Annotated in this window: 23 protein-coding genes; 12 read left to right on the forward strand and 11 right to left on the reverse strand. The window is 36.3% G+C overall.

Annotated features, from left to right (window positions below; genetic code table 11):
- Positions 1–128 precede the first annotated feature (128 nt).
- Both epmA and KO495_RS02045 read left to right on the forward strand, forming a co-directional pair.
- Positions 129–1,118 (forward strand): elongation factor P--(R)-beta-lysine ligase, encoded by a 990-nt coding sequence (gene epmA, locus KO495_RS02040; protein WP_215978740.1) that lies wholly within the window; start codon positions 129–131, stop codon positions 1,116–1,118.
- Between the two features lie 108 nt (positions 1,119–1,226).
- On the forward strand, positions 1,227–1,616 hold the full coding sequence (locus KO495_RS02045; protein ID WP_215978741.1) for a MerC domain-containing protein: 390 nt from the start codon (positions 1,227–1,229) through the stop codon (positions 1,614–1,616).
- Positions 1,617–1,650: 34 nt separating this feature from the next.
- Here KO495_RS02045 and glnG read toward each other — a convergent pair whose 3' ends face one another.
- The 4 genes from glnG to glnA form a co-directional block, all read right to left on the reverse strand.
- Positions 1,651–3,057, reverse strand: coding sequence for a nitrogen regulation protein NR(I) (gene glnG / locus KO495_RS02050; RefSeq protein WP_215978742.1), 1,407 nt, complete (start codon positions 3,055–3,057; stop codon positions 1,651–1,653).
- 2 nt (positions 3,058–3,059) lie between these two features.
- The gene (gene glnL, locus KO495_RS02055) at positions 3,060–4,169 is read right to left on the reverse strand and encodes a nitrogen regulation protein NR(II) (RefSeq protein WP_215978743.1); all 1,110 of its coding nucleotides are present in this window, start codon (positions 4,167–4,169) and stop codon (positions 3,060–3,062) included.
- A gap of 185 nt (positions 4,170–4,354) precedes the next feature.
- Complete coding sequence (locus tag KO495_RS02060) at positions 4,355–4,876, reverse strand: DUF4124 domain-containing protein (protein ID WP_215978744.1); 522 nt, start codon at positions 4,874–4,876, stop codon at positions 4,355–4,357.
- Positions 4,877–5,061: 185 nt separating this feature from the next.
- Positions 5,062–6,468 carry a glutamate--ammonia ligase gene (gene glnA, locus KO495_RS02065; RefSeq protein WP_215978745.1) on the reverse strand — a complete coding sequence of 469 codons (1,407 nt, stop codon included), beginning with the start codon at positions 6,466–6,468 and terminating at the stop codon, positions 5,062–5,064.
- A gap of 471 nt (positions 6,469–6,939) precedes the next feature.
- Here glnA and KO495_RS02070 point away from each other — a divergent pair, with 471 nt between their 5' ends.
- From KO495_RS02070 to KO495_RS02090, 5 genes are all read left to right on the forward strand, one after another.
- Positions 6,940–8,064, forward strand: coding sequence for a DUF481 domain-containing protein (locus tag KO495_RS02070; RefSeq protein WP_215978746.1), 1,125 nt, complete (start codon positions 6,940–6,942; stop codon positions 8,062–8,064).
- Between the two features lie 42 nt (positions 8,065–8,106).
- Positions 8,107–9,213, forward strand: a complete 1,107-nt coding sequence (locus KO495_RS02075) for a DUF481 domain-containing protein (RefSeq protein WP_215978747.1) — start codon at positions 8,107–8,109, stop codon at positions 9,211–9,213.
- A gap of 201 nt (positions 9,214–9,414) precedes the next feature.
- Entirely contained in the window at positions 9,415–10,815 is a 1,401-nt protein-coding gene (mpl, locus tag KO495_RS02080) for a UDP-N-acetylmuramate:L-alanyl-gamma-D-glutamyl-meso-diaminopimelate ligase (protein ID WP_215978748.1), read from the forward strand.
- A gap of 34 nt (positions 10,816–10,849) precedes the next feature.
- The gene (gene def, locus KO495_RS02085) at positions 10,850–11,350 is read left to right on the forward strand and encodes a peptide deformylase (protein WP_215978749.1); all 501 of its coding nucleotides are present in this window, start codon (positions 10,850–10,852) and stop codon (positions 11,348–11,350) included.
- 74 nt (positions 11,351–11,424) lie between these two features.
- Positions 11,425–12,060, forward strand: a complete 636-nt coding sequence (locus KO495_RS02090) for a flavin prenyltransferase UbiX (protein WP_215978750.1) — start codon at positions 11,425–11,427, stop codon at positions 12,058–12,060.
- A gap of 125 nt (positions 12,061–12,185) precedes the next feature.
- Here the strand turns inward: KO495_RS02090 and KO495_RS02095 are convergent, their stop codons facing one another.
- Together KO495_RS02095 and zur are read right to left on the reverse strand one after the other, a co-directional pair.
- Complete coding sequence (locus KO495_RS02095; RefSeq protein ID WP_215978751.1) at positions 12,186–12,650, reverse strand: chemotaxis protein CheX; 465 nt, start codon at positions 12,648–12,650, stop codon at positions 12,186–12,188.
- Between the two features lie 337 nt (positions 12,651–12,987).
- Positions 12,988–13,434, reverse strand: a complete 447-nt coding sequence (zur, locus tag KO495_RS02100) for a zinc uptake transcriptional repressor Zur (protein ID WP_215978752.1) — start codon at positions 13,432–13,434, stop codon at positions 12,988–12,990.
- Between the two features lie 224 nt (positions 13,435–13,658).
- Between zur and KO495_RS02105 the strand changes: the two genes are divergently transcribed.
- Both KO495_RS02105 and KO495_RS02110 read left to right on the forward strand, forming a co-directional pair.
- Complete coding sequence (locus tag KO495_RS02105; RefSeq protein WP_215978753.1) at positions 13,659–14,735, forward strand: heparan-alpha-glucosaminide N-acetyltransferase domain-containing protein; 1,077 nt, start codon at positions 13,659–13,661, stop codon at positions 14,733–14,735.
- Between the two features lie 102 nt (positions 14,736–14,837).
- A complete protein-coding gene (locus KO495_RS02110; protein ID WP_215978754.1) occupies positions 14,838–16,208 on the forward strand; it encodes a hypothetical protein in 1,371 nt (456 codons plus the stop codon).
- Positions 16,209–16,541: 333 nt separating this feature from the next.
- On the opposite strand, the gene KO495_RS02115 is transcribed toward KO495_RS02110, so the two are convergent.
- From KO495_RS02115 to KO495_RS02135, 5 genes are all read right to left on the reverse strand, one after another.
- A complete protein-coding gene (locus KO495_RS02115) occupies positions 16,542–16,997 on the reverse strand; it encodes a GNAT family N-acetyltransferase (protein WP_215978755.1) in 456 nt (151 codons plus the stop codon).
- Entirely contained in the window at positions 16,994–17,323 is a 330-nt protein-coding gene (locus tag KO495_RS02120; RefSeq protein WP_054202994.1) for a hypothetical protein, read from the reverse strand. Before KO495_RS02120 ends, KO495_RS02115 begins: the two co-directional genes overlap by 4 nt.
- 139 nt (positions 17,324–17,462) lie before the next feature.
- A complete protein-coding gene (locus tag KO495_RS02125) occupies positions 17,463–18,131 on the reverse strand; it encodes a glutathione S-transferase N-terminal domain-containing protein (RefSeq protein WP_054202995.1) in 669 nt (222 codons plus the stop codon).
- 2 nt (positions 18,132–18,133) lie between these two features.
- Positions 18,134–18,850, reverse strand: a complete 717-nt coding sequence (locus KO495_RS02130) for a glutathione binding-like protein (RefSeq protein WP_215978756.1) — start codon at positions 18,848–18,850, stop codon at positions 18,134–18,136.
- Positions 18,851–18,866: 16 nt separating this feature from the next.
- Positions 18,867–19,496, reverse strand: coding sequence for a LysE family transporter (locus KO495_RS02135; RefSeq protein ID WP_215978757.1), 630 nt, complete (start codon positions 19,494–19,496; stop codon positions 18,867–18,869).
- Positions 19,497–19,590: 94 nt separating this feature from the next.
- Here KO495_RS02135 and KO495_RS02140 point away from each other — a divergent pair, with 94 nt between their 5' ends.
- The 3 genes from KO495_RS02140 to KO495_RS02150 all read left to right on the forward strand — a co-directional run bounded on the left by KO495_RS02140 (position 19,591) and on the right by KO495_RS02150 (position 23,063).
- On the forward strand, positions 19,591–20,469 hold the full coding sequence (locus KO495_RS02140) for a LysR family transcriptional regulator (RefSeq protein ID WP_215978758.1): 879 nt from the start codon (positions 19,591–19,593) through the stop codon (positions 20,467–20,469).
- A 174-nt stretch (positions 20,470–20,643) separates the two neighbouring features.
- The gene (gene dusA, locus KO495_RS02145) at positions 20,644–21,621 is read left to right on the forward strand and encodes a tRNA dihydrouridine(20/20a) synthase DusA (protein WP_215978759.1); all 978 of its coding nucleotides are present in this window, start codon (positions 20,644–20,646) and stop codon (positions 21,619–21,621) included.
- A gap of 1,082 nt (positions 21,622–22,703) precedes the next feature.
- Positions 22,704–23,063, forward strand: coding sequence for a hypothetical protein (locus KO495_RS02150; protein WP_215978760.1), 360 nt, complete (start codon positions 22,704–22,706; stop codon positions 23,061–23,063).
- Positions 23,064–23,182 lie beyond the last annotated feature (119 nt).

Below are 23,182 nucleotides of genomic sequence, written 5' to 3' on the forward strand. Positions count from 1 at the left end.
TTACTAACACTGTACCTAACAATTAGTTTATTAATACTTGTAAAAAGGTCGCTTATGCGACCTTTTTTGATCTTGTGAATACAGGTATTTTAAAGCTACAGTCATTTGGGTGTAAAAAGGGGAGTATTATGAGTTGGCAAACAACCCTGTCTTGGGAGAATGCTAAAAAACGATCAAAAATATTACAACAGATCAGAAACTTTTTTAGCGAGCGTAATGTTACTGAGGTTGAAACACCTGCACTTTCACAAGGTACGGTCACGGATGTGTATTTAGATGCCTTAAGCTGCGAATATAACTATGATGGGGATAGCTTACCTGATCAGGCTAGGTGCTTGTATTTGCAAACTTCACCTGAATTTCATATGAAGCGCTTACTTGCTTCAGGCTATGGTTGCATTTATCAAATAGCTAAGGCTTTTCGTCATGAAGAAATGGGGAGACATCATAACCCTGAATTTACCATGTTGGAATGGTATCGTGTCGGCTTTGATCATTTCAAATTAATGGCGGAAGTTGAAGCGTTACTGATTGATATTTTAGGTTGTGCCAAGCCAGTATATTTTAGTTACCAAGCGATTTTTGAAAAAGTGGTAGCTATCGACCCTCTTAATACCACTCAACAAGCTTTACTTTCTTTACTGGAGAAAAAGGGTAAGTTAAGTGATTGGTTAATTGAAGATAGCCAAAAAGATGACGATAACGATCTATTATTGCAGTTTATTTTTAGTGAAATTATAGAGCCGACGATTGGTTTGACTTCGCCATGTTTTATTTATGATTTCCCTCGTTCTCAGGCTTCATTGGCAAAGATATCTACGGGTGACTCAAGAGTTGCTGAGCGCTTTGAGTGTTATTTTAAAGGGGTTGAGATCGCGAATGGTTTCAATGAGCTAACTGACGTTAAACAGCAACAAAGCCGATTTGAGCATGATAACTTAAAGCGAAGTACACTTGCATTAGACACGAAACCCATAGATAAAAACTTTATTGCGGCATTAGAACAAGGCTTCCCTAACTGTGCGGGAGTTGCTTTAGGTGTTGACCGTCTAGTGATGCTTGCTTTAGGCGTTGAAGATATTGCCGACGTATTAAGTTTTCCTATTTCCCGAGCGTAGGTAAACTATTTGCATTAGTTTGATATTTAGCTAATGTTATAGTGTATCAACTGTGATATTATATCAATGTTCGTAAGTGGCGAATAATTTATTCATATTGGAAAAATAATGTTAGATAGAATTGGTATAACAGCAACCTCATTATGTGCATTACATTGCATTCTTTTGCCTGTTTTATTACCCGTGTTACCCTTAATGGGTTTGAGCTTTTTAGCTGATCACACTTGGGAACATATTTTTTTATTAATGACTGCTGCATTAGGTACAGTTGCTTTATTTTCAGGTTTTAAGCGTTATCACAAAAAATTATATCCGTTTTATTTGTTATACCTTGGTGTCGCAATATACTGGATGAAGCATGACTTCTCAGAAAGCTTAGAGCCATACTTTATTTTTTCTGGCGCTAGTCTTATCATTATTGCACATTTCTTGAATATTAAGTTGTGCAATGACTGCAAGCAATGTGACGATGAATGTACAACAACAAGTGAACAGTAGAAGAAAGCTGTAAGCTGACTCTCCCTCAGTAAAGCTATTCACTTACTTCAAAATCTTTCAGCTTTCTTGTTAATGTATTTCTACCCCAGCCTAATTTTTTAGCGGCTTCTTGCTTACGCCCTTGGGTAAAAGCAAGCGCCTGTTCGAGCATTATTTTTTCAAATTCATACTGTGCTTGCTCTATTATGGCGGTTTTCCCTTGTGCTAACTCTTTATCGACCCAGCAACGTAGTGCGCTTTGCCATGAATGTTGCTGCTCAGTTGTTATTTCGGCCTTCTCAGTTAATTCATTGGGTAAATCTTCTAGTAATATTTCTTGACCGCTGGCCATGACGGTTAAAAATCGACAAGTATTTTCTAGTTGCCTTACATTACCCGGCCAGCTAAAGTTTTGTAAATGTTCAGCAGCTTTTTTGCTAACAGTTTTTACTTCAACATCTAGCTCAATTGCGGCATGCTTTAAAAAGTGGTGGGTCAATTGTGCAATATCTTCTTTGCGTTCTCTTAAACTTGGTAATTGTATTCGAATGACATTGAGGCGATGAAAAAGATCATCACGGAAGCCGCCATTTTTCACCTGCTCCTCTAGGTTTTGATGCGTAGCAGCAATAATACGGACATCAACTTTTACCGGAACATGTCCACCAACACGATAAAATTGACCATCGGATAACACCCTGAGTAATCGAGTTTGAATATCTAAAGGCATATCGCCTATTTCATCTAGAAATAGTGTACCGTTATGAGCCTGTTCAAAGCGGCCATGGCGAATAGCGTTAGCACCAGTGAATGCGCCTTTTTCATGCCCAAAAAGCTCAGATTCGATTAAGTCTTTAGGGATTGCAGCCATATTTAAAGGAATAAATGGCTCATTAGAGCGAGGACTATGTAAGTGCAGAGCGTGTGCTACTAATTCTTTACCCGTGCCAGACTCACCATTAATTAGAACGCTAATACTTGAACGTGATAGACGGCCTATTGCTCTAAATACCTCTTGCATTGCTGGCGCTTCACCAATAAGCCCTGTAGAAAGGGAGTTATTGTCTTGTTGACTTTTCTTTGCACTTTGTTCTTTAGCATGCGCTAATGCTCGCTGAGTTAAGCTAATAGCATCATCAATATCAAAAGGCTTAGGTAAGTATTCAAATGCGCCTCCTTGATAAGCATTTACTGCGCTATCAAGGTCGGAGTGCGCGGTCATAATAATAACGGGAATATGCTGATATTCTTCACTGATTGTTTTTAGTAATTCCATACCGTCTATATTAGGCATGCGAATATCAGAAATGATGATTTCGGGTTGACCATGATCAAGTGCAGTGAGTAAGTCATTAGCATTCTGAAAGGAGGCACAGCTAATATGTGCATTAGCGAGGGATTTTTCTAAAACCCATCGAATAGAACTGTCATCATCTACTATCCATACTTGCTCTGTGATCATTGTTATTTCTCTTCACGTGTATTGATGTCTTTCGACGCGGGCTGTTTTAGTGGTAATACAATCATAAATTCAGTATGGCCAGGTTGGCTATGGCATGAAAGTTTACCGTGATGTTGGTTAATTAGTGTTTGTGCTATTGATAGCCCTAAACCTGTGCCATTAGAGCGTCCCGAAACCATAGGGTAGAATAAAGTATCTTGAATCTTACTGGGTATGCCTGGGCCATCATCAATAATACTGATTTCAACGGCTAGCTTTACACGCTTGCCGTTAATGGTGATGTTACTTGCTATACGAGTTTTTAGAGTAATGCTATTTTCTTTATCTATTGCCTGAATAGCGTTGTTGACTATATTTAATAATGCTTGCTGTAGTTTTTCATGATCACACTCAACTAAAGGAATAGAAGGGTCATAGTCGCGTTTTAAATTAACCGAAGTATCATGCGAGTAGTCTACAAGTTGGCAAACTTTCTCTAACACACTATGAATATTTTGAGCATGGATTTGAGGTAGTTGATTTGGCCCTAAAAGACGGTCAACTAGGTTGGTAAGCCTATCAGCTTGCTCAATAATCATTGAGGTGTATTCTTGCTGTTCAATGCCTATTTCTTTACTTAATAATTGGGCTGCCCCTCTAAGGCCTCCTAAGGGGTTTTTGATCTCATGGGCTAAACCTTTTATTAAGTCTCGACCGGCAATCCACTGCTGTTGTTGGAATACTTCTAAACTGATCTGTTTTTGATGGTCTATTTGTTTTAATTCAAGCAGCACATGAGGGGAGTTCTCAAACTCAACAGGTGATGCAGTTAGTTCAGCGGTAAAGCGATGACTTTTATTTAAGGTTATTACTACATCACTATCTGTAAACTCTTGTCCAGTATTTAGTAATTGTTGTAAGCGTTTGGCATTAATGCTGGTATTGGCAAAAATTAATTCGGTGGTTGTTCCATAAAGTCGATACAAACTCTTAATTAATAAAGCCTCTGCAGCAGGGTTAACATAAACGATACGGAGTTGGTCATTTAAAATAATTACAGCAGTGATTAATTGGCTGGCGAGTGCCTGCTGGTATATTAATTTTTGCTTTTGAATATCGCTACGGTTATACATGCTTAAGCTTCCATATCGAGCTAAATTAATGTCGCACCAATATGGTGCATTTGTTAGTTTACTAAAGAAAGGTTTTATTTGCAGCGTTATTTAATTAAATTTAAAGTTTTTGGTACGATGACTATAGGCTTGTGTCTACAAGTGATTGTGTCGTAACTCTTTAAATAATAGCGCGAGTGGTGATATTAATTCACAGTAGCTCTGTGCATATAAAACGTAACTGGCTTAGACGATGCAATAACCTTGCCCTTATCATCAAGTAGTTCCATTTTAATTTTATGTTCGCCACGGTCGACATTCTGCAACGAGAATATGGCCGTTTTTTGTGGCTTTTGGTGTGGTTTATTGTCTAAATATAGTTGTACTGTGTAGCCTAATTTGAATTTAGGTATAACTGCACCACTGACATAGAGTGAGCCCGTATTATCGCGAATGGTGGCATTGTCTTGTGGAGACTTAATAACAAGGGAGTAAGTTTCGGTGATAACTTCAGGCTTAATATCAAGCTCTTTAGTTTCAATACCAGAGGAGTTAACAATGTTAGATTGGGTCTTCTTTACCTCTTCGGCACCAGGGTGTGGGGTATCAGAAAATACTAATGCTCCTTGCTCATTGCGCCATACGTAAATTTTAGTCGTCGCTGAATATGCAGGTATTGCAAAAATAAACACTAATAATGTAAGTAGCAATAGCCTGAGTGTAAGCAATGATATGATCCTTGTGCATTAAAAATAATTCGATTGTGATGACGTAAAGTAGCAACGCCATTTAATTTAAGTATATAACTAAAACTAATACAAAAAAAATTTTCTTTATTTATCTGGTTTTACCACAATATTTGGGTAAAAAAAAAGCTCACCGAAGTGAGCTTTATCATTAAATATTTGAACGATTATACGCTGTAGTATAGTTCAAACTCTAATGGGTGAGTTGTCATGTTAACTAATTGTGACTCTTCACGCTTAATAGCAATGTATGCATCAATCATGTCTTTATCCATAACGCCACCAGCAGTTAAGAACTCATAATCTGCTTCTAAGCTTTGAAGTGCATCTTCAAGTGATGTTGCTACTTGAGGAATTGATGCTGCTTCTTCCGCTGGTAAGTCATATAAATCTTTATCCATAGCATCGCCAGGGTGGATTTTGTTTTTAATACCGTCAAGGCCAGCCATTAATAAAGCTGTAAATGCTAAGTAAGGGTTAGCTGCTGGATCAGGGAAACGAGCTTCGATACGCATTGCTTTTGGTGATGGAACAATTGGAATACGAATAGACGCTGAACGGTTACGTGCAGAGTATGCAAGCATTACTGGTGCTTCAAAATGAGGTACTAAACGTTTGTACGAGTTAGTTGAAGGGTTAGTAAATGCGTTTAATGCTTTAGCATGCTTGATGATACCACCAATGTAGTAAAGCGCCATTTCAGATAAACCGCCGTACTTATCACCAGCGAATAAGTTTACACCGTCTTTTGCTAGAGATTGGTGAACATGCATACCTGAACCATTATCGCCAACTAATGGCTTAGGCATAAAGGTAGCTGTTTTACCGTAAGCGTGAGCTACGTTATGTACAACATACTTGTAAATTTGAACTTCATCAGCTTTTTTAACCATAGTGTTAAAGCGACAAGCGATTTCATTTTGACCCGCTGTTGCTACTTCATGGTGATGCGCTTCAACAACTAAGCCCATGTCTTCCATTACTAAACACATAGCTGAACGTAAATCTTGTGATGAATCTACTGGTGACGTTGGGAAGTAGCCGCCTTTAACGCCTGGACGGTGACCCATGTTGCCTTCTTCGTACTCAGTACCTGAGTTCCAAGCTGCTTCTTTGTCATCAATTTTGTAGAAAGAACCGCTCATATCAGTACTAAAACGTACATCATCAAATAAGAAGAATTCAGGCTCTGGACCAATTAATACTGTGTCAGCAATACCTGTGCTACGTAAATATTCTTCAGCGCGTTTAGCTACAGAACGCGGGTCGCGACTGTAACCTTGCATTGTGCTTGGCTCTAAAATATCACAACGAATGTTTAATGTTACTGCTTCTGCAAATGGGTCTAAAATTGCGCTGTCTGCATCTGGCATCATCACCATGTCAGACTCATCAATGCCTTTCCAGCCTTGAATTGATGAACCATCAAACATTTTTCCGTCTTCAAAGAAATCTTCATTTACTTGATGATGAGGAATAGAAACGTGTTGTTCTTTACCTTTTGAATCAGTGAAACGTAAATCAACAAATTTTACATCGTATTCTTTAATTAAATCAAAAACTGCTTGTGACATATTGTCTTTCTCCAGTGCGGTTAGTTTTGTATAAAAATATAGTTAACTGTTATATAGATAATTTATTGTTTGTTAATGAAGTATTATTTACGTCATTACATCACTATCTATGATATTGCTTTTGGTAAAGCTAAAATCATGCCAAGACTAAAACCCCCTGTTTATAGGGGATGAGTATTTCCCACCTATACTTTATGCACCTGCTTGGTGCAGCGCAGCGTATTTACGTGTCTTTTTGGTGCGTTTTTTGTGCTGGCTATATCACTATAAGATAAATTTACATCATTTCCTCTAATTATTTACTTGCAAACATGTTAACTATGTCGAGGTAATGAAAAATATCAGAAATACTGTAGTGAATTGAGAACTACCCTAGAATATTGTTGACGATAATGGCATATTCTACAAAGCAAAATAGTCAGAGTGCCATGTGCATAAATCGACTCTTATATTAGTCATGTGGAATGTGTTATGAACAAATTAACGTTAACGTCTTTGATATTTATCACAACAACTTTTTATAGTGATTGTGTATTAAGTAATGATCAAAAAATAAAAAAGACAGAGCTTACGGCAGAAGTGAAAAGTCATGCTAAACCAAAATTTGATTGGGTAAAGCTTACTTCAAATGAATGGTTAAAGGGCGATATTATCTCTATGTATGATGAAGAGCTTGAGTTTGACAGCGATAAGCTTGATTCACAAACCATTGATTGGGAAGACGTTAGTGAGCTACGAAGCAAACACTGGCAAAGCATTCGCTTAGTTGATGGCACTATTGTTGATGGTTACCTCATGATGAAAGAGGGACAAGTGAGTATTGAGAGCAACGGCACGGTTAAACATTATAAGCTTAACGATATTTTGTCTATTGCTGGTTCAAGCAAAAATGAGGGCGATTTATGGGATGGCTACGCTAATTTAGGTTTTAATTTACGCCGCGGTAATACTGTTCAGCTTGATTACACTTTTAAAGCTGGCGTGCAGCGACGTAGCTCAAGCGGACGGTTTCAAACTGATTACACCGCTAACTATAGTAAATATAAAGATAAAGAAACTAACGTAGACAATATAACGGCAAATAGTCATCGACTTACATCGACTTATGACTGGTTTTTTGATCCTAAAGTATACTTTCGAGCTGTTGATTTTGAATTACTAAGTGATGAGTTTCTCAATATTGATTACCGTATACGATACGGTATTGCTATGGGTTATCACTTAATTGATAGTAGTACTATTTCATGGGACATTAATGCGGGTCCTAGTTATCAGGTAACATACTTTAAAGAAGTGCAAACTGGCGAGAGCCGAAGCGACACTTCACTTGGCTTAACTCTAGGCACAGATTTTAGTTATGAAATCACTAGTGATATCGATTATGACTTTTCTTATGACATACAAATTGTCAGTGAAGACTCTGGTAAGTACATTCACCATGTAGAAACAGGCATCGAAATTGATCTAACTAATGATTTTGACTTAGATTTAACATTTTATGTTGATAGAACTCAAAAACCGAAAGCGGATGCTGGTGGTGTACTACCTGAGCAAAATGACTATCGTTTAGTGGTAAGTTTAGGTTATGACTTTTAAAATTTTACCTGTAGATACTTTAAAAGTTCTTACTTAATCATTATGCACCGATTTATATTATTCTTTCTACTCTTTATCAGTTTTTTGCCAATTGATAATTTATCAGCACAAGAAAAAGAAACATTACCCGCATGGGAAAAACCGACACCTGTTTTTTTACAGAAACATGACTGGTTAAAACTTAAGTCTGACGAATGGCTAAAAGGCGATATCATCTCTATGTATGATGATGAGCTTGAGTTCGATAGCGATGAGTTTGGCTTAGAAACTTTCGATTGGGAAGATGTTAGCGAACTACGTAGTCGCTATGATCAAAATATTCGTTTTGCTAATGGCGAAGTGGTTAAAGGCTTTTTAATTGTTCATAGTAATGAAGTCACTTTAATTAGTAATGGTACCGAGCGTAAATTTCCATTAAGTGAACTTATGTCAATTACATCTGCGGCAGATAGTCGACGTGAACTATGGGATGTAGAGATTAGTCTTGGCCTCGATATCAGCTCAGGTAACGTAAATCAACTAGATTATCTTTTTAGTGCTGTGGCACAAAGAAGTACTCCTTACACACGCTTCAAAACAGAAGCTACCTATAACTATAGTAAACAAACTACTAATACCAACGACCAGCCTATTATCGATGCTAGCCGTGTAACTAGCTCGCTCGATTGGTTTTACAATAGTCAAATATTTTTCCGCTTATTTGACTATGAATATATGAGTGATTTTCAGCAAAATATACAAGCACGAAATAGCTTAGGTACTAGTATAGGTTACCATGTTGTTGATAATAAACGCTTACAGTGGGATGTTACAGCAGGCCCTAGTTTTCAGATAACCTCATACGAGCAAAGCGCTGCGCAAGCCGATCAAAAAAGTGCAGTGCTAGCGTTAAGCACCTTAGTCGAATATACGGTATCAAGTCGCACTGACTTTATTTTTGACTATAGTATTCAGTTCGTTGAAGAAGAATCGGGAAAGCGGAACAGCCATTTAAAAACCGGTTTTGAATTTGAGTTCACTGATGATTTTGAACTTGACATTATGTTGTATTTTGACCGTGTCGCTCATCCCGTTGTAAGTGTTGACTCTGTAAAACCAGAGCCTAATGACTATCAACTTTATATGAGTATTGGTTACAATTTTTACTAAAGGTTAATTAAGTATTTAAACTCGTATTTTTGTTATCACAGTGCAACGTCTAATATACTGAACCTAAATAAGCCTTAAATCAGCTAGTGAATTCAGGTATTATAGTCACTGTATGATAGCTTTTAGGTTGTTATTACTCTGTATATTTTATAAATCGTACAACTCAAACATTTCTATTAATCAATAAAGCTTAATTACACCATGTCAAACAGCACATTACATCTTCATATTTTAGGGATTTGCGGCACATTTATGGGCGGAATTGCCGCTATTGCCAAGGAACTGGGTTTTACGGTAAGTGGCTCTGATGCTAACGTTTATCCGCCAATGAGCACTCAGTTAGAGCAGCTTGGCATTCATTTAAACTCAGGTTATCACCCAGATAACTTTTCTGATGATATTGATTTGGTTATTGTTGGCAATGCCATGTCTCGTGGTAACCCTATGGTTGAATATATGCTTGATCGTAATATTCCCTATATTTCAGGTCCGCAATGGTTATTAGAAAATGTGTTAAAAGATCGCTGGGTATTAGCAGTATCAGGTACCCATGGAAAAACGACCACTAGTAGTATGCTGGCGTGGATTTTAGAATATGCGCAACTCGAGCCAGGCTTTTTAATTGGCGGCGTACCTCAAAATTTCACTAGCTCTGCACGCTTAGGTAATGCTCCTTTCTTTGTCATAGAAGCTGATGAATATGATAGTGCTTTTTTTGATAAACGCTCTAAATTTATACATTACCGACCGCGTACGCTGGTCATTAATAACCTTGAGTTTGATCACGCAGATATCTTTAATGATTTAAGCGATATTCAACGCCAGTTCCATCATTTAATGCGCATGGTTCCGAGTAATGGTTTGATACTATCGCCAGCAAATGATGTCGCGATAGAGGAAACTTTAGCTATGGGCTGCTGGACACCAACAGAAATGAGCAATGTTGAATCAGGCTGGCAAGCTAACAAGCTCACCGAAGAAGGCAGTGAATTTACAGTGTCTTTTAATGGTGTCGTGCAAGGCACCGTCTTATGGAATTTAATGGGCGACTTTAATATTGATAACGGCTTAATGGCTATTGCTGCGGCTCGACATGCAGGAGTACCAGCGCATATTGCCATTGAGGCTTTGGCTGAGTTTGTTAACACTAAAAGGCGTTTCGAATTACGCGGTATTATTAACGATATTGCTGTTTACGATGACTTTGCTCATCACCCTACCGCGATTGAGCGTACCTTAGCTGGCGTTAAAGCTAAATTAGCGAGTCAGAGCAAGCAAGGTCAAAAATCAGGCCGTATTTTAGCGGTATTAGAGCCTCGCTCAAACACTATGAAATCAGGCATTCACAAAGACACCTTACCTAATTCACTAACGCAGGCCGATTATGTTTATATTTATCAAGGTGAGCCATTAAGCTGGCCAGTAACCGATTTAATTGCACAATGTCAGCCACCTTGTATTGTTGAAAATTCATTAATGACATTAATTCACAATATTACTCTAGAAGCACAGGCTGGTGATATTATTGTTATTATGAGTAATGGCGGCTTTGAAGGCATTCATGAAAAATTAATAACTAGTTTACAGCAGCATAATGATTAACCAGATTAACCAGATAGACAAGAGAGCTTAAACCATGGCCGTATTAACAATATTAACCGCCCCTGATGAAAGATTAATTCAACAGGCCAAACCTGTAAGTGATGTAACGGCTATTCAAGGCCTTATCGATGACTTATTAGAAACCATGTACGATACTGATGACGGTATTGGCTTAGCGGCAACTCAAGTAGGACGTAGTGAGGCTGTAGTGGTTATTGATATTTCAGAAGGTCGAGATGAACCGTTGGTCTTAGTGAACCCTGTTATTGTGAGTGGCGAAGAAAAAGCAAAAGGTCAAGAAGGTTGTCTTTCTGTACCGGGTTATTATGCTGACGTTGAGCGCTTTAGCAAAGTTACAGTAAGCGCGTTAGACCGAGACGGTAAAGAAATAACAGTAACTAGTGATGAGTTTCTTGCCATTGTGATGCAACATGAAATAGATCACTTACAAGGCACTTTGTTTATTGATTACTTATCACCACTTAAAAAACAAATGGCGTTGAAGAAAGTAAAAAAAACTATTAAAGCGTCATAAAAACCGATATTTTTTATAACACACTAAGTGATTAATTAGCGTAATGACTAGTCAGGTAACGAGTTGAATAAACCATGAGTAACTTAATAGCAGATGAACAAACCTTTAATGGCACTATTACCTTAGCTATTACGGGAGCTTCTGGCGCTGGATACGCCTTACGCCTACTTGAATGCTTAGTCGCGGCTAATTACCGACTTTATGTACTGTGCTCTAGCGCTGGACGTATTGTGCTTGATACGGAGGTAGGCGTAAAAATACCGTCATCGCCGGAGAAAGCAAGTGCGTTTTTAACTGAAAAATATCAAGCGAAAGTAGGGCAAATTACTGTTTTTGGTAAAGAACAGTGGTTTTCGCCTGTAGCTTCGGGTTCAGCAGCACCCAAAAAAATGGTGGTTTGTCCGTGCTCTACTGGTACCGTTGCCGCTATTAGTCACGGTATGAGTGATAATTTAATTGAACGTGCTGCCGATGTGGTTATTAAAGAGCGTGGTCAGTTAATTTTAGTGGTAAGGGAAACACCATTTTCAACATTGCATTTACAAAATATGCTTAGTCTATCGCAGCAAAACGTGACAATCATGCCTGCCTCGCCTGGTTTTTATCATAAAGCTGAGTCTATAAATGATTTAACTGACTTTATGGTAGGTCGGATACTCGATCATCTCGAGATACCGCAAACCATTATGCCAAGGTGGGGTTATCAGTAGGTAATTATTTGAACTGTATTTGATAGCAAAAAAGGCATTACAGTGTAATGCCTTTTTTATTCGTGATTATCGACAGGTACTTAAGAGTTTATCTGTTAAAAGCTTATTTACTAAGAGGTTGAAAATTACTCATCGAAGCTAAATTCTATATACGCTTTACCAAACTCCGACTTTAAAGGGATGATAACAATAGGCCCTTTCGCTTTATGATGAATCATATGCTTATTACCTGAAACAACAATAGGGGTTGCCATATCAAACTCAATGCCCTTTTCACTGAGCATACGCTTAGCGCCACCAGTTACCATATTGGTAATTTCGCCGACTAAATCGGTTATCTCTTCATTTACTTCATCAGGAGCTTCGCCAACCATGCCTTTCATGGTTGCTAAGGCTAAAGGAGTATCAAATGTAATTGATAAGGAGCCTTTCGCTTGTGGACTGACCATGCCAATTAATCCAGATACGTCACCCATAGCTACTTCATTCTTTTTAAGCTTAGGTTTTTCTGGAGTTAACTCCATTTGCGCCATTGTTGACATTACATTTAGCATTGAAGATAAAAATGGATTTATAAACTCTACATTCATGAAGCTTTCCAAGCCTTATTAGCTGTTTAGTTTTAATTATTATTTGATTTTGCATGGTTATTTTATAAATGTAAATCAAATAGCTTAATAGTTAACACTTTAAACGTGAATCATTGGCAGTGTGAGTAATATAAATAACCTAAAACATATCTATGTATGATTATCATTAAATACTTTCGCCGTTGTAATATTTACTGAGAGAATTCACTCGTTTAACTTCTCTTGGGTAAGTATCGGCGAGTATGTAATTTTTTACCACTAAATTAGCGAAAATATTACGATAAAGCATAATTCGTCATAATAACGACGGTTTTAGCTAAGTCAGTTAATCGTTAAACTATTGAGGCTTAACTTGGCAATTTTTACAACTACCATGGGCTTCTACTATTTGATGGGTAATGGTAAACCCATTAGTATCTGCCATCGCGCGTAATGCTAGATCAAAATTGTTTGATTGAATTTCTTCAACATGCCCACACTCATCACAAATTAGTAATTGTACGGGATGGTTACACTCACCAAAATGATGACACATAACAAAAGCGTTAATTGATTCTATTTTATGAACAAAGCCTTGTTTACATAAAAAATCTAACGCACGATAAATAGTTGCTGGTTTTGCCGCAGGATCAAGCTCTTTCAGCTCAGCTAATAGGTCGTAGGCACCTACAGCGCCTTCATGGTTAGCCAACAAAAGGAAAACTTGCTCTCTTACTTTGGTAAAGCGAGCGCCTTTCTTTTGACAAACTTGTTGTGCTTGAATTAGTAATGATTGTGCCGTCATAGTACTTAATTATCGTTTATAAATTTACAGTTTAAAGCAGTGTAACATAGCCTTTATAATGAGTTAACTTAATTTAAGAGCCGTTTATTAAGGTTGTTTGCTTAAGTAAATAGTGTCGTTAAATAAAGCATTCGCCATTTTGTAGGGGGTACTTTACAATACTAACTGTACTTTAGTATAAAGACAGCGCTGTCTTTATTGTTACTCACTTGTAGGAAGAATGCATGACTCGTTATCTTGCCCTTGATGCCTTTCGAGGTATAACCATCGCTTTAATGATTTTAGTGAATACGCCTGGAAGCTGGTCGCACGTCTATGCGCCACTGTTACATGCCGACTGGCATGGTGCTACACCAACCGATTTCGTATTTCCTTTTTTCTTATTTATTATTGGCTCTGCTATGTTTTTTTCTTTTAAGAAAATTGACTATAAAGCAAGCCCTGAGCAATTTAAAAGAATTATAAAACGTGGTTTTATCATGTTTTTCATTGGCTTTATGCTTAACGTATTTACCTTCACTATTGATTTTGAAAACTTAAGAGTGATGGGCGTTCTTCAGCGTATTGGTATTGCTTATGCTATTGCAGCTTCAATGGTGCTGCTGTTAAATCGTCGTGGAATATTAATTTCATCAGCACTTATTCTATTAGGTTACTGGGCATTATTATTAATGGCTGGCGATGGTGCTTATACCCTTGAAGGCAATATTATTCGTCAGGTTGATTTAGCTATTTTAGGTGCTAATCAAATGTACACTATGCGTGGGGTTTCTTTTGACCCTGAAGGCCTATTAAGCACAATACCTGCCGTGGTTAATATGTTACTGGGCTTTGAATTAACACGTTATTTAACCAGTATTAAAGATAAAAAATCTAGTGTTATTAAGTTAACACTTATTGGTGGTTTAGCTGTTGGTTTGGGAGCGCTTTGGAGCTTGATTTTACCAATTAACAAATCATTGTGGACCTCTTCTTATGTTATTTACACCACAGGTTTTGCTTGCTTATTGTTAGCGGCCTTTATTTGGTTAATCGACATTATGAAACAGCAAAAACTTGCTGAGCCATTATTAGTTTACGGAACAAACCCACTGTTTGTATATGTACTGTCGTTTGTTGTAGTGATTGTTTATTTCCATATTAATATCGGCGATAGCAACATGTATGCGTGGTTATATCAACAACTTGCTAATGTATTTGATGCTAAGCTTGCTTCATTTATTTTTGCATTCAGCCATGTGGCCGTATTTTGGTATGTATCATTGAAACTATATCAACGTAAAATTTTTATAAAAATCTAAAGTAAATAACTCCCTTTTACTAAATATAAAAGGGAGTTATCCAATTTATTTGTTATAGTTAAATAGCTTATGGAGCATTAATTAAAGGAGTTATTTATACGAGTGAAAAAAATTACCCTAAACCAAGATGAAAATTTATCTTTCAGTTTAAGCTACCAGATGCTGCCTCAAGAGCATCAACGCATTGACTTATACTTCTCTTTACCCGTTGAAATGGGCATTAATCCAAGCACGCTCAATGAAGAAGATTACTTTTACAGTAATATAAAATGTTACAGTGCTTATTACGCTGATGAACTACACCTACCTTTAGTACGCAGCCGTTTTATCAGTCAAACTAAGGGTGAGCAAAGCGATTACCGCTTAAACCTTAACTTATATTCATATCAAATTAAAATAGCGCTTGATGCCGATATCAAGCAAACCCTTAAACTTAAAGAAGCTGAAGAGTTTTATCCTGCAGCGTTAGAGTTAGCTGAACAAATTACCTCACTGACCAAAAAACTCAGACGTTATACTCCGCCAGACAACAAATTAAAGTCGTTCTTTGAAAACGCTGATAATTACCTAAGTTGGCATATCGAACAGTCCTTTTTAAAGCTCTTAAATAAAGGGCCTAAAAGTAGTGATTTTACCGTTGAACGCGACTTTTTACTTTCTTTTTGTCGAGATGAAAATAATTACCGCGTTGAAAATCAATATAATTCACAAGTTACGCTAGATGATCCAAATCGCATCACCAATAAAATGCGATTACTACAGCGACTTATTGAGTACGGTGTTGTTTTTAAAAAGCAGACTCGCTACTTAAACGTTAATTTAAAGCGTTTAGTACGCGGCGTTGTTACGGCCGTTATTATGGCATTTGTCATGTTATTGGTTTTAAATGCCCGCTCAAACTATACCGAAGTCACCATCGCCTTAATTGCTTTTCTTGGTGTTATTTATGGTTTGCGAGAAACCTTTAAAGAAGATTTAACGAACCTGATTTGGCGAAAAATACAAAAAGGCCGGCCTAAATGGCAACACCTTTTTACTCATAGCGTTAGTAAAAAGCGTATTTTAAGTAAAATATTGTGGTTGGAATATATTAAAAGCAAAGACTTGCCTAAAGCGGTTAACGAATTATTGCAACAGCGTCGGCAACAAAATAAGCAAGCGGCAAGGCTAATTCATTTTCGTTGCGATAATAAAGTGTTAGCCAAAGAATTCCTGCCGGGTTATGACGAAATACAGCAAAGAATAACTTTCAATTTAACGCCCTTTGTTCGTTTTTTAAAAAAAGGAGCAGGGCGCTTGTATTCATTAGAAGGGCAGAAAATATCGGGTCAAGCGGTTGAGCGGCGCTATCAAATAAACTTAATACTTCATCACCTCACTAAAGAAGGTGAAAAGTTACAGCGTTTTAAAATCACCCTTAATCGCTCTGAAATCGTTAATATTGAAGCTATGGGCGAAGTGAAAGATTTATAACCAGGTATTCGTTTAACAGTATTACTTGTGACAAAGAGCTTTTTCATACCCTATCATTTACTTTGTTTAGGCTTTATAAACCCCGTATAATCTACGCTATATAGGCGTTAATCTTAACGCCGTGATTTGTTTTAACCCAAGGCTTTATATTTAACGTTATGATCTCTCACAAGTTATCCATTGCACCCATGCTCGATGGATGCGATTGAATGGTTATTTTTATTTTAATTCAAGTGTTTAGTGTTTTGTTCGTTTTAATAAGGGACAAAAAGGGATAATGTTAAGCCTGTGAATAATTAAGGTTTATCTACAGGCTACCTAGCGTGTTTTAATTTATACTTCTTTAAGCATAAATATTGTTTCTTCATTAAAACCTCTATTTATATAGATGTCTCTTGCATGTTGATTAGAGGAAAAAACGTTTAAACTAATATTTGTAATATTCAATTCGCGAGCAAATTCTTCAGAATATTTAAGTAGTTTAGTGCCAATACCAAGTCCTTCATGAGATTTAGGAACGGCCAAAATAGAAATATGCAATAAACTTTTATTGTTAAAAAAGTCTTGTCTTGTTTCTACAAATAAAATGCCGACTACTTTGCTTTCTAGCTCTGCGACATACAAATACTGGTTTGATTGACGTTTATTAAAGTAAGCCTCAATAACTTTCAAATCACCCTTTACAATTTCTTTATCAGTTCTCCAGTATGGAGTTTCAAAATCAGCAAGCCTCTCAACTATTTTTATAACTTGGGATTTATCTGCTTGACCTGCTTTTATTATTTTCATGTGTCCATCCTTATTGCCTCACTATTACCATAAACGACTTCTTGATGTTCAACATACTTGGGTTTGTCAATAAGAAAATCATCGTCCTTAGGGTAATATTTTGCCAGATGATAATTTTCACCTGCAAAATTTTTAATCGACTCATAAGAGTCCCAAAAAGTCAGTGTTGTAAAATAAAGTTTATTGTCTTTTTCTTCTAGCGTTAAAAACGCACCTATATTACCTTTTGTACTCTTATAATCTGCAAAGCCAGTTTGCATTATATAATCTATATATTCATCACGCTTAGATGTGGGTATTGGTGCAGTCCATTTTCTAGTGATCATTGTTCATCTCCAATGGTGGTAGCTGTTGAAATATTTTAGTTTGTTCTGTTATCACATTTCCTGTATGTAATATTCATTTAGACTCAGTTAGCATTATTCCGCTAGTTCATCAATGCTATGTACTTTCAGATTAAGCTCCTCAACCCTGAATAACATAAATCTGACTAATCTTTAAAAACCAATTTTTGCAGTTGCTACTTAACTCATTAATCTCAAATGTATGGCTAGTTGTAAATAACCACTGTAAGCTGCCAAAAACAATGAAATCTGGGTATAGTGGGCTAGCTCCCCCGATAAATTCAGTTTTGGTTAAATATTTTTCGAGTACACTGAGTTTTGAGAGAAAACTCTCTTTAGCTGTATCGTAATTTTCTTGTTGAACATCTTCTAACTTCTTGCCGAAGAAACTTTCCCGCGTTTTTCTAAAGTAAGCTTTATCTTGATCTTGCAAATGGCTATGAATATCTGCAATTGCCATTTTGGCTATGTCTGAATGTAAAGAATTTGCCCATGCTTCAATAAAAGTTGATAAAACACGTCCTTCATGAGAACTAAATAATGAGGGCTTTTCAGGATAGTTAGCTTCTAAATACTCAATAACTTTAAAAGAATCATTAATTGCTATGTTCCCATCATAGATAACGGGTACTGTTTTGAATTGACCGTCAGATATTTTTTGAATGTCAGTAAATGCAGTTTCCACAGCTGAAAAGTCTAATTTTTTATGCAATAAAGCTAAACGTACTCGCCAACAATAAGGACTAAAAATGACGTTGTTTTTACCTGCTAATTCATATAATTTGATCATGTTTATTTCTCGCTATTTTGATGTGGTGTAGTCACCTTAACTTGGTTGAATAATAAACTTGAAGCCTTCTCATTTACAGTTGGTTTTGTGTTGATATTTTTAGCTACTTCTAATGCTTTAATCGTAGCAGGCCTTTTACTTACTGCTTTCAGCCAGCGTTCTAGATGCTTAAAGTTAGAAATATCTTGGTTCTGATATTCATGAATTCTTATCCAAGGAAAGCACGCTATGTCAGCAATAGAGTAGAAAGTACCTGCAAGGTATTCAGTAGATGCTAATTGTTTGTCCATAACACTATATAAACGGCTTGTCTCATTCTGGTATCGCTTTATTGCGTAAGGTACTTCTTCAGAAGCATAATGGCTAAAATGATGATTCTGCCCTGCCATTGGTCCAAGTCCAGCAACTTGCCAAGTTAACCACTGAATTACTTTGTATTTATCTTCAGTTGTATTTCCTATTAAGTGACCTGTTTTCTCAGCTAAATATTGTAAAATTGCACCAGACTCAAAAATATTTATACTTTTATCACAATCATTTGGCGAGTTATCAACGATTGCTGGGATCCTTTGGTTTGGACTGATACTTGAAAATTTTTCTGAAAATTGCTCTCCTTCACTAATATTTATCGGGTGAATGTTATATGCTAATTGCAGCTCTTCAAGCACCATTGTAGCTTTGTGACCATTAGGTGTAGTCCAGTAATATAAGTCGATCATAGTTACCTCTGTTTTCTTAAGTGAATAAATTAGATGTGTTTTCGATAGTTTGTTTTATTAACAAAACACCGAATGTAAAAAATAGGGCAGCTGATATTTTATTAAAGATATAAGTGAGCTTTTTAAGGTCAATTGATTTTGCTATACGTGTAAAAATTATTGTATATATACTGTGAACAATAATTACATTGAATGAGAATATTAGTGATAAAAGAGCAGGTTTCTGAAAGCTAATTGTTTTAGCGTTTAGATATAAAGGAAAAATAAAAACAAAAAATGCTAAGGCTTTAGGGTTTAATAAGCTGATTAATATACCATGCTGAAATGAGTTAATAAGTTGGTTGTCTTTTTTTATCTCTTTCTGCACACTCTTTTGCAAACTGTTAAATGCTAAATAGAAAAAGTACAGTGAGCCAGCAATGCTAATTAGCAGAACAGCAAAGTCTAATGTATTTGCAGCAAAAATAATAAGCAATGTGGCAAATACCGCTACGAGTAAAATGCCAGTAGCAACCCCTAAAATTCCGCCAAGTGTTTTAGTTAATCGGCAATTCAAGGTGTTATTAATTGTAAATAATACCGCTGGACCTGGACTTGAAACCGTGATTAAGGACAAAATAAAAAAGCTGATAAAGTATGTGTTCATTTTTTCTCCTACTCGTTTACGTAGCTAGTCTATCTTGGTAGGATGAAATAATTAATAGTGTTTTTGTGTTAACAGTTTTAACTGAGAGTTTATAGTGGATAGAATAAAAGCAATTGATATTTTTATCGCTGTTTGTCAAGAAAAGAGTTTTTCTAAAGTTGCTAGTGAGTTTGGCTTATCACCAACTATGGTAAGTAAATACATTAACTTTTTAGAAAAAGAAGTGAATGTTAAGCTTCTAAGTAGAAGTACGCGAGGTCAAAAGCTAACAGAAGCAGGGGAGTTGTATCTGTACAAAGCAGAAAAATTATCTGAACAGTATCAACAACTGATGAATGAAATGGAACATTTTTCAGGTAAGCCTCAAGGTCGCATAAAAATAAATGCACCTGTAACGTATGGGACATACAAGTTAACTTATCTCATTAGTGATTTTATGGATAAATACCCTGATATTCAAATTGATTTAGAGCTTTCGGATTTATTATCCGATGTGTTGTTAGATGATTTTGATATGATCTTTAGGATCGGTGATTTAAAGGATGCATCGTATATTTCTAAAAAAGTTGATGAGCAACAACTCATATTTTGTGCCTCTCCTGAATATCTAAATGACTTTGGTATACCAAATAATATTAATGATGTTGCGGAACACCTCTTTTTAGGATTTAAGCCTTGGCAAACACATTCTCGCTTGAAAAAAGAATTCAAAATAGAATCATTGCGGATTGAAGATAGTAAATTTGTAAGCAATAGTGGTAATTGCTTAAGAGTAGCGGCTTGCCAAGGTAAAGGAATAATTCTTCAACCATTTTCTCTGCTTAAAGAGAACCTAGATAATTCCACTTTAATTAGAATATTAATTGGAGAAGAACCTATTCCACGACCAGTTCATTTGCTTTATCCTGCTAAAAAGCAATTACCTCTCAAGATACGATTGTTTATTGATTTTGTTTCAAGTTATCAAGGCTAACGCATTTGCAGTATTCTAGTTAGGTTATTGCGATATTAAAGCAACTATCTGTCCAATCAATAATAGTTATTTCCTTTGTTTAGTACACTTAATATCCGTATAATCCGCAATTATCTTAGTCGTTATTTACTGCGTCTAATCTCAGTTTTAATTCAAAGGTTTGTATCTAAATATATGATTTCTCACAAGTTATCCATTGCACCCATGCTCGATTGGACTGACCGTCATTGTCGCTACTTTTATCGTGTCATGTCTAAACATACAGTGCTTTACACTGAAATGGTTACCACAGGCGCTATTTTGCATGGTAAAGGTGATTACCTTGCCTATAACGATGCTGAGCATCCGTTAGTGCTTCAACTCGGCGGCAGTGATGTAAAAGCTATGGTTGAGTGCGCAAAAATTGCCGAGCAATATGGTTATGACGAAGTGAACATTAATGTGGGTTGCCCGTCAGACAGAGTTCAAAATGGCCGCTTTGGTGCCTGTTTAATGGCAGAGCCAGCACTAGTTGCTGAATGTGTTAATGAAATGCAAGCGGCAACTAATGTACCAGTAACGGTAAAATCACGCATTGGCATTGACGATTTAGACAGTTATGAGTTCTTACATGCCTTTGTTGAACAAGTGGCGCAGGCAGGTTGTGAGCATTTTATTATTCATGCACGTAAAGCGTGGTTAAGTGGCTTAAGTCCAAAGCAAAATCGCGACGTACCACCACTTGATTACTCTCGTGTTTATCAAATAAAGCAGGATTTCAGTAATATTGCTATTTCAATTAATGGTGGTATTAAATCTTTTGCAGAAGCCAATCAGCACTTAGCACACGTCGACGGTGTAATGATTGGGCGTGAAATATATAACTCGCCTTATATGCTAGCAACGGCAGACAATGATATTTATGGCGAAAACAATAGTATTCTTACCCGTGAGCAAGTGATGAATACTATGGTCGATTATATTAATCATACGGTTAGTGAGGGCGGGCGCGCATGGCATGTTTTACGTCATATGTTAGGTTTATGTAATGGCTTAGCGGGCGCAAGGCACTTTCGTCGTCACCTTAGTGAATGTGCAGGCAAAGATGGAGCAGATGGTAAAATACTTACAGATGCTTACACAAAACTGGTGGCACTCAACCCAGATCTATAGTTTCTCAGCGTAAATTCCCATTTGTGGGATCGTATTATCAATATCGAGAAATAGCGTTGTAAATTAATGTGAAAATTAACCAGTTATTAGTGTTTTACACAAATAACTGGTTTTTTTTGTTGCCAATGAAAGCGGTTGTTTTTATCACACTAATAAACGATAAAATAACTCCTTAATAATCAATCTATTATAAAAAACATTTTAAATGGCACAACCTTTGTAACAGTTGTTGCAACTTAGTAACAAATAGATTGGTAAATAAAAGGAAATCCTATGTTAGATACATCAACGTTATTCACATTAATGATGGCGCCACCACTATGTTTAGTTATGATGTCGTTTGTTGTACGCGTATTAGAAAACCATATTGCTGATAAGCTATAAACAGTAATAAGTACTCTTGATTTTTTTGATGAGGTACGCGACTTAATTCCTTTCGCTGCAGACTCACTGGTTATTTCTAAATGCTGTCAAGCAAGCTCTGTATGTGATCATACATATTTACATGAGTGTCGTTTATGAACACTGTTCATAATACACTTTTTACCGTAAGTCTTTAATTCACCAACCTTCAAACACCTCTTAATTAGGTGTGTGGCTTTTAAGCTCACTCACTGTTTGCTCTGCTCAATTTAGGTTCAATTCAGTTGAGTTTATTCAGTATTAGTACCTTTTGTATGAATAACTCTATAACTCTATAACTCTATAACTCCCTCCCAAAATAACGTTTAACTCTCTCTAGGGTATTGATGCTGATTGCTGTTCATTGCTAGAAGATCTTACTTATTTTTATATCGAGATCGAAGTCATTAAATCTCACTGTTTAGGGAAAAACAAAAGTGGTTAATTTGACTAATTTATGTGGTTATATTTACCAAAAAATAGCTTGACATAATATGTCGTGATTATTGTGTTTTCATTGTTTTTGCTTTTAATTATTATAAATCAATAATTTGAAAAATAAATTGGCTTTGGCACAACACTTGTAATGTTAGTAACAACGAAAACGCGAACAGCTAAAAATTGCATTAATTTATTCTCAGCTGTTGATTATATTTTAAAAACTGAGCAAGAAGGATTTTATGATGAACACATTAACTTTACAAAAAGACACAGGCATTAACCGTAGTAAAGGCATGAAAAAAACAGCGTTGGTTATGGCGATAGTTGCGGGTGCATTATTTAGCGTTAATGCAAGTGCAACACAAACGTCATCAGTTGAGGCCGCAGTGAGTGATTTTGTGGTTACGCAAGGGAAGCAAATAATGAACGAGCTAAATGTGCAGCTACAAAAAACAATAGACTCAGAAATACAAACATTAGCGAATAGCTTACTTAAACATACAAGTATTTCGTCATTACCATCAAACGAAATGGTGAACACAGATAAGCAACAAGAAAAAGCTAAGTTATTAGCAAAAGCAGCCAACATCGAAAAATAAGTTTAATGGTTAACCTGAACGCGGTTTAAGAGGTATTTAACAAATTGAAATATCAACAAAAGTTACTTGTCTGAATCGCTAGCTTAATAGTTTTTCTTTTTTTCATATGATAAGCAAGG

Source organism: Colwellia sp. D2M02, assembly GCF_018860755.1.
Taxonomy (GTDB): domain Bacteria; phylum Pseudomonadota; class Gammaproteobacteria; order Enterobacterales; family Alteromonadaceae; genus Colwellia; species Colwellia asteriadis.